Source organism: Paenibacillus sp. NPDC058174, assembly GCF_042883865.1.
In the GTDB taxonomy this organism is placed as follows: Bacteria; Bacillota; Bacilli; order Paenibacillales; family Paenibacillaceae; genus Pristimantibacillus.
On record NZ_JBHVUY010000004.1, the window covers coordinates 232,937 to 247,026 of the forward strand.

The following is a 14,090-nucleotide window of genomic DNA, read 5'->3' on the forward strand; positions in this document are numbered from 1 at the left end:
GAGCTGCTTCGACGTGGATCAACGGATATTATTATCCCCCCCTCACATGGGGTCACTGGAACGCGAATTTGTAGAGGAAGCGTTCCGCACCAATTGGATTGCGCCGCTTGGTCCCAATGTGGACCAATTCGAGCGCGAACTGGCTGAGCATGTCGGCTCGCGAGGCGCTGTGGCACTGTCATCGGGTACAGCAGCTATTCATATGGCGCTTCGGCTGCTCGGAGTGGAAAGAGGCGACCGCGTTTTCGTATCGACGCTGACCTTCATTGCCAGCGTCAACCCGATTCTATACGAGGGCGGTGAACCGGTGTTCATCGACTCCGAGCGCGACAGTTGGAATATGTCGCCGGCTGCTTTGCAGCGTGCGTTCGAGGATGCGCAGCGTATTGGCCGTTTGCCGAAAGCGGTCATCGTCGTGAACCTGTACGGCCAAAGCGCCGATATGGATGCGATCAATGAAATTTGCAGCCGTTATGAAGTGCCGGTCATCGAGGATGCTGCCGAGTCCCTTGGCGCTACTTACAAGGGACAGGCAAGCGGTACGCTCAGCAAGTTCGGGATTTACTCGTTCAACGGCAACAAGATTATTACGACATCCGGAGGCGGCATGCTCGTATCCGACGACTTGGAGGCGCTGAGCAAAGCTCGGTTTTACGCGACACAGGCGCGGGAGCAGGCGCTGCATTACGAACATACCGAGGTTGGCTTCAACTATCGGATGAGCAATATTTTAGCCGGCATCGGCCGTGGTCAGCTGCGTGTGCTGGAGGAGCGGGTGAACGCCCGCCGCGCTGTATTTGAACGGTACGCCCATGCACTGGCGAAGTTTGACGGCGTGGAAATGATGCCGGAGGCCGATTTTGGCCGGGCTAATCGCTGGCTGACAACCTTGACGCTGAACCCCGATGCGACAAGTCTGACGCCGGTAGAGCTGATTGAGCGTTTGTCGAAGGCGAATATCGAGGCGCGTCCGGTATGGAAGCCGATGCATATACAGCCGTTGCTGCAGCAATACGCTTACTATCCGCATGCGGAGGGGGACAGTGTCTCGGAGAGCTTGTTCCAGCAAGGTGTGTGCCTGCCTTCCGGCTCCAGTCTTACGATTGCAGAGCAGGATCGGGTTATCGAAGTGATTCAAGACAGCTTATACCAAACGACTAGGAGGATGTCTCATGAAAGTGCGTAAAGCGATTATTCCAGCCGCGGGTCTCGGCACCCGGTTTTTGCCGGCAACGAAAGCTCAACCGAAGGAAATGCTTCCGATTGTAGACAAGCCGACTATCCAATATATCATCGAGGAAGCGATCGCTTCCGGCATCGAGGACATTCTCATTGTCAGCGGCCGCGGCAAGCGGGCAATCGAAGACCATTTTGACAAAACGTTCGAGCTCGAAGACATGCTGGCCAAAAAAGGGAAAACGAAGGAGCTTGACCAGATTCGCCACATTTCCGAAATGGCCAATATCCATTACATCCGGCAAAAAGAGCCAAAAGGTCTCGGCCACGCGATCTGGTGTGCCCGCAGCTTTGTAGGCGACGAGCCTTTTGCCGTGCTGCTTGGCGACGATATCGTGCAATCGGAGGAGCCGTGCCTCAGTCAGCTGATTCGCGTGTACAACCGTTATTCGTCCTCGGTCGTTGGCGTTCAACGCGTCAGCGACGACGATGTGTCCAAATACGGGATCATCGCACCTCGAGGCTCCTCGATTGAGCCTTCGGTATTTTTCCTGGACGGCCTTGTCGAGAAGCCTTCGCGTAAAGCGGCGCCTTCCAATTACGCGATTATGGGCCGTTACGTGCTGACGCCGGAAATCTTCGATATTTTGGAGCATCAGGCGCCAGGAGCGGGCAATGAAATTCAATTGACGGACGCGATCAAAAAGCTGAATGATCTGCGGAATGTGCTCGCCTACAACTTTGATGGCGTACGTTACGATGTCGGCGACAAGTTTGGCTTTATTAAAGCGACGCTCGATTTCGCCCTGCAGCGCGAAGATTTGCAAGCAGACGTGCTCAATTATGTGCAGAACGTCTACGAGAAACATTTTCCCATTCTAAATAAGGTGGCGAAATAGATGAAGAAAATAACGGTAATCGGAACAGGTTATGTTGGGCTCGTATCGGGTGCTTGTTTTGCAGAAATCGGCAATCGGGTAATCTGCTGCGATGTCGATCAGCGCAAAATCGATCTGCTTAACCGGAACGAGATTCCTATCTATGAGCCGGGGCTGCAGGAAATGGTAACCCGCAACAAGGAGCAAGGAAGGCTGCTGTTTACGACCGAGGTCGGCGAGGCGATCGAAGCTTCGGATATCGTCTATATTGCGGTAGGCACGCCGATGTCGGAGACAGGAGAAGCGGATATGCGTTACGTCATGTCGGCGGCGCGCAAAATCGGCGAGCATCTGAACGGGCATAAAATCATCGTGAACAAAAGCACCGTGCCTGTCGGTACAGGCGAGCTTGTCCGCGAGGTTGTGCAGGCGAATAAAAAATATCCGTGGATTGGCTTCGATATCGTCTCCAACCCGGAGTTTTTGCGCGAAGGCTCCGCACTTTCTGACTGCATGAACATGGACCGCGCCATTATCGGCTCGGATAATCCGGAGGCGGCATCGGTTATCGAGGAGCTGCATGCTCCGTTCAAGACGAAAGTGTTCAAGACGGATCTGGAGAGCGCAGAAATGATCAAATATGCGGCCAACACATTCCTGGCTACGAAAATTTCGTTCATTAACGCGATCGCTAACATTTGCGAAAAGGTTGGCGCTGACGTAGAGGATGTAGCAGCAGGTATGGGGCTCGACAGCCGGATTGGCGGCAAGTTCCTGCAAGCCGGTATCGGCTACGGCGGATCTTGCTTCCCTAAGGATACGTATGCACTGGCGCATATCGCGGATAAAGCGGGCTATGAGTTTGAACTGCTGAAGTCGGTCATTCGTACGAACCAGAAGCAGCGCTTCGTCATTATGGACAAGCTGCGGGAAGCGCTTGGCGGCTTGGCGGGCAAGCAGATTGCTGTGCTTGGCCTGGCGTTCAAGCCGAATACGGACGATATGCGCGAAGCGCCTTCGTTGTCCATCATACCGGAACTGCTGAAGCTAGGCGCTGCGGTACGGGCTTATGACCCGATTGCGGCAGAAGCGGCTTCGAAGCTGCTGCCTGGCGATGTGCAATACGCAGCATCTGCGGAGCAGGCGGTTGCGGGCAGCGATGCTTGCGTTATTTTGACCGAATGGGAGGATGTTGTATCGATGGATTTGACTCAAATCCGTGAAAGCATGAAGGTGCCAGTCGTTATTGATGGACGCAACTGCTTCGATACAGTGGATATGGAACGTCGCGGCTTTATTTATTACTCCATCGGACGCAGACCGGTCAACCGGCTTCAAGAGGGGCGGAAATCGGTCAATATGTAGCGGGAAACGATCCGGGAGAGGGGGTGAATCATTCGCTGACGGTGCGCGCCGCCGTTTTGGCCGGCAGGCTGGCGACTGGTGAGGTCGTGCTGACGGAGTCCAGCCGGCAGTGCGCGCCGCTGAAATCGGATTGATGAACCGTTATAAGTTTTGAGAGGAGAGAAGTCAATGAGAAGGAATTTTCGCGTATTGGCCATGACGCTGATCGTAGCTTTGATGGTGCCGGCGATTGCTGCTAACGCATCCGCTGCATCCAAGGTTTCGTTAGACAGCCAATCCGTACCCGGGTTTTCTCTGGGTTCCAATTCGAATTCCTCGAATTCGAATAGCTCGTTCAAAGGGTTCGACAACCAACTGTTGAACAAAATTTTGGACAAGCTCAAAACGGAGCTGGAGAAAAACACAGGCAACGGTAAAGGCAATGGCAATGGTAACGGAAACAACGGAAACAACGGAAACAACGGAAACAACGGAAACAACGGCAACAACGGCAACAACGGCAACAACGGCAACAACGGCAACAACGGAAACAACGGCAACAACGGTAACAACGGAAACAACGGAAACAACGGCAACAACGGCAATAACGGCAATAACGGCAATAACGGCAACAACGGAAACAACGGAAACAACGGCAACAACGGAAACAATGGTAACAACGGAAACAACGGCAACGGCAATAACGGAAACAATGGTAACGGTGGCGCTGCGGAGATCGAGAAAAAGGTTCAGAAGATCTACAATGACACGTCCGCGAAAATGTTCCAATTGCGCAACACTTGCCAAGCTGAGTTGACTGGTTATGCCGTACAGTTTACGACGCTGACTTCGACTCATGCTAAGACAGAATTGTACAAAGTTGCTACTTCCGCATTTAGCAGCTGCACAGGACAATATGCAACTACCTTCTCGGCAGCAGGCAATGCGATTGCAGAAGTTGGCGGCAATCCAGTTATTCTGGAGCCAATTCAAACGCGTTACGAGCAAGAGATCGTTGCGGGCCGCGCACAGCTTAACGCAATTGTCGGCAAATAATTCATAATTACATGGCTGCAAAAGGGCCCCGGCATCTGCCGGGGTTCTTTTGGCATGTTATGGCGTCTATGATATTCTCGCGCGGTCACACCGTTTAATGCTGCACTCAGCACCTCTTACTGCTATAGTGACAACGCGGGCCTGATCACGCGTATGAGGTCAAGCTTCAGGAAAAAACTTCGTTATTACGTCGAAAATTTCTCTATTTGCACGCTGTAATCGTTGAAAAAGTAACTTAATGTCTATATCTTCACCGCATCGGAAATTCATTTCCGAATAGAGAAAAAATGTCGCTTAATGGGGTGAAATACCGCGAATCTGCTTAAACCAGTCAAAAATAAAGAAAAAAGGTTAGTTAACAGCGAAAAAAGCTGCGTTGGCGGGTTTGAGGAATGCGAGTGCGCATAGTGAGCTAGAGGAGCGGGTTGGGGGAATGCGAGTGCGCGTAGTCAGCTAGGGAAGCGAATAGGAGGTCTGTGAGTTACATACATATGTGACGAGCCCGGCATATGGAGGAGGAAAGGTGCCTTAGATCGCCTCGCTCACCGCCACACTAGACAATTTATCGCAGCAGGAAAGCTGACAATTCTTCTGGCTTGATGGGTAACTTTACCGGATTAAACCGGTTTTTACAATTTTCATTAGGGAGCAAACTTCACGTTTGTATCCAGTCCTTGTCTCATGTCCAAGGGTGATTGAAATGATCAAAAGTGTGATTTTATCACTCAAATTAAGCATTTCTCCAGTAAAAATCTTAATATCAGCTGCTTTCTCCTATACTTTTATACAACATAAATTTACGTCATATTATATGACATGAATAATCATTAACGTAAAGTAAAGCGCATACACTCTAAAAAGACACCGCTTACAATTTATTATTTTGTGTATTGACAATTTTTATAAGCGGATATATGATTGGTTTCAGTCGAATACGTAAGAAAACATGACGTGTTACCGCAAGGGCATGAGTTATGTAAGCAGCATTATGCTTATATCGCTCATGCCCTTTTTTGCGTGCTCCATTCGACACGACATGATATCGCTACGGGAATCGATCACATTTTCTAAAAACAGGATAAAGGGGAGACTTGCGCATGTTGAAAAAAGGACTCATGGTTTGTGCCGTATTGCTGCTCGCTTTGACGGCCGCCTGCGGAGGCGGGAACAGCGGAACTAACGGTAATAACGGCAATAAATCGACCAGCACTCCGGAAGCAACGGCCGATAGCGGCGGCACGACGGAGACGGCTGCTCCTGCTGGCTTGAAAGGCGATTTCGAAATTCAATATTTCGTAGGCGGCTATGGCGACGCATGGTGGAAGGAAGTCATCGGAGAATTCCAGAAGGCAAATCCCGATCTGAAAATCAAGCAATCCGCTGGACCTGAAATTAACGATCAAATGAAGCCGCGCTGGATTCAAGGCAATCCGCCGGATGTCGTCTACATCGACGGCAAAGGCTCCAATGAACGTCAAATGATCGACGACGGCCAGCTTCTCGACCTGACGGACTTCCTGGCTTCGGCAACGAACCCGGACGGCGACAAAGTGAGCGACATCCTCATCTCCCAACCGACTGCGTATGAAGGCGGCAAAAACTTCACACTTCCGCTCGTATTCGGATCATGGGGCATTTTCTACGACAAAGCGCTCTTCAAGGAAAAAGGCTGGGCGGTTCCAACCGACTGGGCTAGCTTCCTGGCAGTAAGCGAACAAATCAAAGGCGCTGGCATCAGCCCGCTCATTCATACCGGCATATATCCTTACTACATCAACGGCGGTCTGGTTGATTCCGCTATGGTAGCGGCGAACGGCGGCGACGGTTCCATCCTGACGAAGCAAGCGGCGCTTGAGGCAGGCAGCTTCTCTTCGGACGCTGTGAAAACCGCGCTGAACCAAATCGTCGAGCTGCGTGACAAAGGCTTTATCGACAAAGGCGCAGTATCGCTCAACCATACGGACTCGCAATCGCAATGGCTGCAGCATAAAGCGGCATTTATCCCGAACGGCCTCTGGCTGGAAAATGAAATGAAAAAAGACATTCCAGCCGGCTTCGACTTCGGATTCATTCCTTCGGTCGCTCAAGCGGCAGGCGCAAACAGCGTCGTTATTCCTTACACGAATACGGTCGCAATCGCGAAGGATGCGAAAAATCCGGAAGCGGCAAAAGCGTTCCTGCAATTCGTCTTCACGAAGCAGCATGCTGTCCGCTGGGCAGAGCTGACAGGCGCCATCATGAACGTCAAAGCGGATCTCGATTCCTCTTCGGCAGGCAACGTGGTGAAGGACGCTATGAAGTTCTTTAACTCCGACAAGACAACAGTTGCACCTGTAGCTGTACTGAACGCAGACGTTGAGAAGGCCAAACAAGACGCAACGCTGGCTCTGACGGTAGGCAAAATCCAGCCGGAAGAATGGATGAAACGTCTAGAGGACGCAGCGGCAAAAGCAAGAAAATAGCACAATTGCTAACCGCATTTTCGCAATAACAACCGCCAACCAGACCGCCAACGAGGAGAAGCCGGGCTGCCCGGTCTCATCCTTGCTGGTGGTCTGGTTTTAACAAAGTACAAGAGCAGTTGGCCGGCTGGCCGGCTTGAAGGAAGGTGAAGGTCTTGTCACAACGGGCAAAACGCAAGTTATTCATCGCCGCATTCATTATTCCGACGTTGGTATTCTTCTGCGTCTTTACGCTTTATCCGATATTTCGCGGCATTTATATTTCATTCTATGACTGGTCCGGCAGTGCCAAAAATATGGATTTCATCGGCTTCGATAATTTCCGCGAGCTGTTGAAGGACCCCATTATATGGACCGCTATTAAAAACGACTATTTTCTTGTGGTTGGCAAAGTGATCGGCATTCTGCTTCTGGCGACGCTTTTTGCGATTGCCATTACGAGATTGAATATAAGAGGCTCATCGTTTTATCGTGTGATTTTCTTTATTCCGAACATTATTTCCGTCGTCGTCATCGGGGTTCTGTGGCGGTACGTCTACAATCCGAACATGGGCTTCATTAACTCATTTCTCTCCCTATTCAAGAAAGAGCCCGTGCAGACGGCATGGCTGGGGCAGGAGAGTACAGCGATGTGGTCTCTTCTGTGGCCGTCGATCTGGGCGGGTATCGGCTTCTATATGATTTTGCTGATTGCGGCCATTCTCAGCATTCCGTCGGAGCTGTATGAGGCGGCCGATCTGGACGGCGCTTCGCAAGGCAGGCAGTTCTGGACAGTGACGCTTCCGCTCATCTGGGAACAAATGAAGGTCAGCATTCTGCATATTGTCATGACGACGCTGAACGGTTCCTTCATTATCGTCTGGATCATGACAGAGGGCGGGCCGGATAATTCCACGCAGGTTATGGGCTCTTATCTGTATCAGATGGGCTTCCGTCAATATCATATGGGATATGCCGCAGCCATTGGCGTCCTCATTCTGATTCTGTCGTTCATTACGACAGTTGTGCTGCAACGCCTGCTTCGCAGGGAAACGGTTGAATTGGCTTAGCTTTAAATGGCGAAGCAGGTTTGCTGAGCTTAACGTTTAGGGGTGATCAAGTGTCTGCGACGAAACAACATCCATTTTATAAAATGATAACCGTCCTTGTGCTCGTTCTCTGGACTGTTGCTGTCCTTTACCCGCTCATCTGGACGCTGCTCGGGGCGCTGAAGGATAATCAGCAGTTTATGCTGGGCAAGCCGTGGGCGCTGCCGAAGTTTCCGCTCCTATGGTCGAACTTTACATACGTGTGGGAAACGTACGGATTCGGCAGCTACTTCTTGAATTCGACGATCGTCACGGGGGCCAGTACTTTGATTTCGCTGCTGCTGGCGGCGACATCGGCTTATATTTTGGCCAGATTCGCCTTTAAGGGCAGCGGTGCGCTGTACAATCTGTATCTGTCGGCGATGATGATTCCGATGATTTTGGGCCTTATCCCGCTTTTCTTCCTATTAAATGATCTTCACCTCATTAATAAGCTGTTTGGCCTTATTGTCGTGTATACGGCAAGCGCTTTGCCCTTTGGCATCTTTGTACTTGTTGGCTTCTTCAAAACGCTGCCGAAAGAGCTGGAAGAAGCAGCATCTATTGATGGCGCGGGCTACAGCCGGACGTTCTTTACCGTCATGCTGCCGCTGGCCAAGTCTGGCCTAGTCTCAGTAGGCATTATGAACGCGCTCAATATTTGGAACGAGTACATTATGGGTACCGTCTTCATCAACGATCCAAGCCAATATACGCTGCCAGTCGGTATTGCGATTATGCAATCGGAGATGCAATACCGCACGGAGTGGGGGCCGTTGTTCGCGGGGCTGCTGCTGTCGATGATTCCGGTTATTATGATCTACGTCGTGTTCCAGCGGCAGATCGCCGAGGGTGTAACGGCGGGTGCGGTGAAATAGTTTGGAGCAAAAATTAGGGATGCAAAGCATCGTCATTGTCCAAGCGGGCATGTGGCGATGCTTTTTTTTGCTTTGGTACGGATTAAGGTTGTAAATATGCAAAAAAGTGCCTCATCATAAAGATGGGCACCTCTTGCCTTGAACGAATCTTAACCTCCAGCCGGAGCTTGCTGTTGAGCAGCAGGCTTGTCTTTGCGGCGGCCAAAGCCGCTTGGCCCCAGAAACAGCTTGGATAAGAGCTGCGACTGCGACATGAGCCAAGCGATGCCCAGCGGGATGATGACGCCGACAGCGGTAAAGACAAGCGTACCGTATTTTAAGCCTAAGCCGTATTCCAACACGATATTAATCGGCACATGCAGATACATGATCGCAATGGTGACGGTGCCGAGGAAAGCCAGCACATTGGCCGCTTTGTACCGGGAGAGCCAGTAACAAAGCTGCAGCACGACAAGGACACAGGCGACAGGCACGATGAAATCGAGCACCGGCTGGTTATACAGCTTGGCTTTCATATCGATTCGGAGCTGCCACAGCCCCCCGATATTCAGTCCGGCTGCAATGAACCAGATCATCAGCGACGGAATAAAGGCGGTGCCGCGTTCCAGCAGGCCAGGCAAGACCGTTTTACCGGCATAGCCGAGGAAAAAGAATACGATAGCCATTAATGCCACGTCTGCATTCCAAGGGATGTCCCATTTCGCCATCGGGGACATGCTGACTGCATGGGCAGCTGCGTAGCAGACTGCGACAGCAATTGCCGCCGTCTTGAGGCTGAAGCGGGATAAATAGCCCATTAGCAAATGGACGACGAGCAAGCAGGTTATAAACCAAAAGACGCCGTACCATCCTCCCAAAACCGTTCCGCCATATGCCAATAGAAGCAAGTCGTGAGGGATCGACATCGGGTCCCTGAGCCTTACGGCGACAAGGAGCGCGATGCAGATGCCGTAAGCGCAATACGGGATCATGAAAAACTTGATTCGCCGCCAAGCCCAATTCCAATAAGCTCCGGCAGGCACCTCCTTGAACAGCAGTCCGCTCACCAAAAAGAACAATGGCATGCGGAACCAGCCCAGATAGTGGTTGATGACATCGTTGCCGGCATGTCCCATCACGACGAGAATGATGCTGAGGCCGCGTGCGACATCAATCCATTTTTTGCGTTCCTTCACAAATTCCCTCCATCCTAATTGTAAAATTTCCCTTCTCCTTAACGATAATCAATTCGAAAAAGCTCGAACATAGGCGAATACGTTCAAATCTATAGGACTTGTGATTGAAAGCTATTTTCATAGCTATTTATTCCAAAAAATACTAAAATCATAACTAGTAGTAAAGGAGGAGACTGCCGTCTATGCGTCTAGGAGAACTGCTTGGCAAAGGAATGACTGCTGAGGTTTATGAATGGGAGAGCGGTCTTGTCATGAAGCTCTATCTTGCGGGAATTCCTGCGGATTGGGCGATATATGAGTGGAAAATCGTCAAAAGCATCGTTGACGCGGGGGTTCCTGCTCCGGTTGCGTATGAGCTGGCGGAGCTTGAAGGGCGTACCGGAATTGTTTATGAGCGGCTAATCGGTCAGTCCTTATTAAACGAGCTTCTTTCCGATCTGGATGGTGCAGAGCAAGTTGTCAGGGAAATGGCTGAGCTGCACGCCGCTATTCACCGGTGCAAGGCATCTTCAGACCTGCCGAGCCAAGCAGAGAGGCTGGAACGGGAGATTAGTGAATCTCGTGATGTACTGCTGGGTAGAGAAGAAGAGCTCATCGAAGTGCTGGGAGAGCTTGAGGCAGCGTCTCCGAGCGGTTATGTGTGCCATGGCGATTTGCATCCGGACAATATCATTCGGACGGCTGACGGCCTAAGAGCGATCGATTGGATGAATGCGTCTTCCGGAGATCCGCACTGCGATATTGCAAGAACCTCTCTGATGTTTCTTAGTCCATATCTTCCGGATGGATCGACTCTTGGAACGCAGGAGCAAATCAAAGCTTTCAAAAAACAAATGAACGACGTCTATCTGGAACACTACTGCTCCATTATGGAGGTTGATCGGGGAATGATCAGAAAATGGTTCATACCGGTCGCAGCTGCGCGATTGAGAGAGAACGTACCGGGGGAGCAGGAATGGCTCTTATCCATTATTGATGAGTTTTTGGCTGAGAAATAGACTATCGCGAGCAATCATATTATCAGTAAGGCCAAAACGTCTGCGAAGACTGCTTGGTCTTTTTGCATTGGGCGCTATTTTCATAAATGAATGCAAGGGGTTAAAGGAAGCCATACTGATGCAATGGGTAAAAAATGGTATCGGAACTTGGCTCTGATAATAAATAGCTGAAGTCTATCATCAAAAAGGAGGCATGCTGAAATGCTGCTCGATTGTGCGATTATCGGAGGAGGTCCAGCCGGACTGAATGCAGCACTTGTGCTGGGGAGGGCTCGGAGAACGGTCTTATTATTTGATGAAAATAAAGCCAGAAATGCGGTTACTCCCGAATCACACGGGTTTATTACGAGAGATGGCGTGAAGCCGGCCGAATTTCGGGATTTGGCGCATCAAGAGCTGAGCAAGTATCCTTCAATTACGGTTGCACCAGTCAGGGTGACAGCCATTGAAAAACAGGGTGAAAATTGTTTTGCCGTGACGACAGAGGCAGGAGATCGTTACGAAGCCCGTACCGTCATTCTGGCAACGGGGCTCAAAGAGCAGCTGCCCGCCATTCCCGAAATATCGGACTATTACGGCCGTTCATTGTTCAGTTGTCCATACTGCGACGGGTGGGAGCTTAAGGATCAGCCGCTAGTCATTATTACAGATACAGCGGAACACGCCTTTCATATGGGGATGACCGTATATCAATGGAGCCGGGACCTCGTCATCTGTATGAATGGCAGCGAACAGTTGGATTCTGGTCAGGCGGAAAAGCTGCGTTCAAAAGGGATACAGGTTTATGAACAGCGGATCAAAGGGCTGGCCGGCCGTGAGGGAAAACTGGCTGGCGTTATTTTGGAGGATGGTACTGAGCTGAAGCGAAGCGGAGGATTTGTAACGTCGGAATGGGCGCATACGCTTCCCTTTGCCGAAATGCTGGGCTGCGAGTTGAACGAGCATGGCGGCATTGCTGCCGATGATTTTGGCCGCACGAATGTCGACGGTTTGTATGCTGCGGGAGATGCGTCTGTCATTGTACCGGCGCAGCTCATTGCAGCGGCTGCAGGAGGGAGCCGGGCTGCAATCGGCGTGAATACGGAATTGATGCACGCCGATTTTTAATCCTTCCCGTCTTGGACGGCTTTCGGTATAATGGCAACATTCGCGGAGCGAAGCAAGTGCGGCTTCGCAAAACTAAGCTAATGCTTACGAAGTAGTTTTGCTTCGCAAAACTTTAAGCACATGCTTACGAAGTAAGTTTTACTACGTAAAACTTTAAGCACATGCTTACGAAGTAGTTTTGCTTCGCAAAACTTTAAGCACGTGCTTACGAAGCAAAGTTTTGCTTCGCAAAACTTTAAGCATACGCTTACGAAGCAAAGTTTTGCTTCGCAAAACTTTTTAGGAGGATTCCATTGTCACCGAGAAATGTGGAGAAGGACCAGTTATTGCGGGAAACGAGGAGGGAGCACATTCTGGATTGCGCTCTGCAAGTCATTGCCAAACAGGGGATTGATTCCGCCAACGTGAAGGATATTGCCAAGGAAGCGGGTCTGAGCGTCGGCAATGTGTACAATTATTTCGATTCGAAGGACGCTATCTTTAGCGCGGTGCTGCAGCGCGGTCAGATTAATTACGGCCGCAAAATTTCCGAGCATGCGCTGCTTAAGCTGGACGCTAGGGACAAGCTCTATGAGATTTGCGAGAGTTGGATTGCGACACCGGAGAACTGGGCGTTTACGATCATGCTGCAAAGTATCCGTACCAATGAGACGGTTAATCCGGAGCTGCGGGAAGCCGCTACACGCAGATTTACGGCGAATCTGGAGCCGATGGCGGACATTATGCGGCAAGGGCAAGAAGCAGGTGTCATTGTCGAAGGCGATCCGAAGCAGCTTGCGTTTTATTTTGTCAGCTTAATTCAAGGCTTAACGCTGCAGCTGGCGCCCGGCTATGAAATTCCGGTAGGCATTCACACCGCAAGTATTGTGCGGTTATTCAGTGTGCCTGACAGCAGCGGAAAAAAATAGTTTGACAATTGATTCAAGCAGTTGCTATTATTACGATTAACAAAACGAACCATGGTTCAGTTTGTAAACGAAACGGATGGAAAATTGAATATCGTCATATCGACCAGACAACTGGAGATTGACTCGGCAATAAAGCTTGTAGCGATACAGGCGTCTATTTTCCGTGGCATCTCTTTTTTTTATGCCTAAAACCAAGTAATCAGGTAAGTTTTGTGAAAATAGAGAGGAGGAGGTTCGATGGCAGCCGAAACGCTCGTAATTGAACGGTTGAACCGAACTTTTTCATCCCCGGCCGGGGATGTTGCGGCACTGAGCAATATTGCGCTGAAGGTGAAGAAGGGCGAGTTTATTACGCTGATTGGCCCAAGCGGCTGCGGCAAGAGCACGTTGCTGAAGATCGTGGCAGGACTCGACGCCGACTACTGCGGAACAGTGCTGCTGAACGATAAGCCGATTGAAGGGCCAAGCATCGAGAAAGGCTTTATTTTTCAAGAGCCGCGGTTGTTTCCATGGCTGACGGTGGAGAAGAACATTGCCGGCAACCTGTCCCTCAAAGATCCGCAGGTTCGGGCGAGAGTCGATGAACTCGTAGCACTGGTTCGGCTGAAGGGGTTCGAGAAGTCGTATCCGCGGGAGCTGTCTGGCGGGATGGCGCAGCGGGTGTCGATTGCCAGGGCGCTGCTGCGGAACCCGGAGGTGCTGCTGCTCGATGAGCCCTTTGGGGCGCTGGACGCCTTTACCCGGGCGCATCTGCAGGAGGTGCTGCTCGATATTTGGCAGAAGAACCGGACGACGATGCTGTTCGTGACGCATGATCTGGACGAGGCGGTATTTCTCGCGGAGCGGGTTGTCATTATGAATCCCCGGCCGGGACATATTCGTACCGTGCTGCCGATCGATCTTCCTTTTCCGCGGAAAAGAGCAAGCCAGTCGTTTCAGGAGCTGCGGCGCAAAGTGCTGAGCGAGTTTGAAAAAGTAGAAGAGCCTGCCGTTGATCGAGATCACGGTGCGGGCATATAAACCAAATGCGGGGAGAGATAG

General features: G+C 50.9%; 12 protein-coding genes. 11 read left to right on the top strand and 1 reads right to left on the bottom strand.

Going from position 1 to position 14,090, the window contains the following annotated elements; genetic code table 11:
- The first annotated feature begins 46 nt into the window (after positions 1-46).
- The 7 genes from ACFVVF_RS20275 (at position 47) to ACFVVF_RS20305 (ending at position 8,861) form a co-directional block, all read left to right on the top strand.
- A complete protein-coding gene (locus tag ACFVVF_RS20275; RefSeq protein WP_387814288.1) occupies positions 47-1,186 on the top strand; it encodes a DegT/DnrJ/EryC1/StrS family aminotransferase in 1,140 nt (379 codons plus the stop codon).
- Positions 1,173-2,075: a UTP--glucose-1-phosphate uridylyltransferase GalU gene (gene galU, locus ACFVVF_RS20280; protein ID WP_042168343.1), complete on the top strand. Its 903-nt coding sequence runs from the start codon at positions 1,173-1,175 to the stop codon at positions 2,073-2,075. Before ACFVVF_RS20275 ends, galU begins: the two co-directional genes overlap by 14 nt.
- A complete protein-coding gene (tuaD, locus tag ACFVVF_RS20285; protein ID WP_387813632.1) occupies positions 2,076-3,419 on the top strand; it encodes a UDP-glucose 6-dehydrogenase TuaD in 1,344 nt (447 codons plus the stop codon).
- A 168-nt stretch (positions 3,420-3,587) separates the two neighbouring features.
- Positions 3,588-4,454 (top strand): hypothetical protein, encoded by an 867-nt coding sequence (locus ACFVVF_RS20290; RefSeq protein WP_387813634.1) that lies wholly within the window; start codon positions 3,588-3,590, stop codon positions 4,452-4,454.
- 1,097 nt (positions 4,455-5,551) lie between these two features.
- Positions 5,552-6,916: an extracellular solute-binding protein gene (locus ACFVVF_RS20295; protein WP_387813636.1), complete on the top strand. Its 1,365-nt coding sequence runs from the start codon at positions 5,552-5,554 to the stop codon at positions 6,914-6,916.
- Positions 6,917-7,071: 155 nt separating this feature from the next.
- Positions 7,072-7,965 (top strand): carbohydrate ABC transporter permease, encoded by an 894-nt coding sequence (locus ACFVVF_RS20300; protein ID WP_387813638.1) that lies wholly within the window; start codon positions 7,072-7,074, stop codon positions 7,963-7,965.
- Between the two features lie 83 nt (positions 7,966-8,048).
- Positions 8,049-8,861 (top strand): carbohydrate ABC transporter permease, encoded by an 813-nt coding sequence (locus ACFVVF_RS20305; protein WP_387813640.1) that lies wholly within the window; start codon positions 8,049-8,051, stop codon positions 8,859-8,861.
- A gap of 149 nt (positions 8,862-9,010) precedes the next feature.
- Here the strand turns inward: ACFVVF_RS20305 and ACFVVF_RS20310 are convergent, their stop codons facing one another.
- Positions 9,011-10,036: an acyltransferase family protein gene (locus tag ACFVVF_RS20310; RefSeq protein WP_387813642.1), complete on the bottom strand. Its 1,026-nt coding sequence runs from the start codon at positions 10,034-10,036 to the stop codon at positions 9,011-9,013.
- Positions 10,037-10,218: 182 nt separating this feature from the next.
- Between ACFVVF_RS20310 and ACFVVF_RS20315 the strand changes: the two genes are divergently transcribed.
- From ACFVVF_RS20315 to ACFVVF_RS20330, 4 genes are all read left to right on the top strand, one after another.
- Positions 10,219-11,034 carry a phosphotransferase family protein gene (locus ACFVVF_RS20315; protein WP_387813644.1) on the top strand — a complete coding sequence of 272 codons (816 nt, stop codon included), beginning with the start codon at positions 10,219-10,221 and terminating at the stop codon, positions 11,032-11,034.
- A 201-nt stretch (positions 11,035-11,235) separates the two neighbouring features.
- Positions 11,236-12,141 (top strand): NAD(P)/FAD-dependent oxidoreductase, encoded by a 906-nt coding sequence (locus ACFVVF_RS20320; RefSeq protein ID WP_387813646.1) that lies wholly within the window; start codon positions 11,236-11,238, stop codon positions 12,139-12,141.
- Between the two features lie 293 nt (positions 12,142-12,434).
- Positions 12,435-13,049 (top strand): TetR/AcrR family transcriptional regulator, encoded by a 615-nt coding sequence (locus ACFVVF_RS20325; protein ID WP_387813648.1) that lies wholly within the window; start codon positions 12,435-12,437, stop codon positions 13,047-13,049.
- A 237-nt stretch (positions 13,050-13,286) separates the two neighbouring features.
- Positions 13,287-14,069: an ABC transporter ATP-binding protein gene (locus ACFVVF_RS20330; protein ID WP_387813650.1), complete on the top strand. Its 783-nt coding sequence runs from the start codon at positions 13,287-13,289 to the stop codon at positions 14,067-14,069.
- The last annotated feature ends 21 nt before the right edge of the window (positions 14,070-14,090 follow it).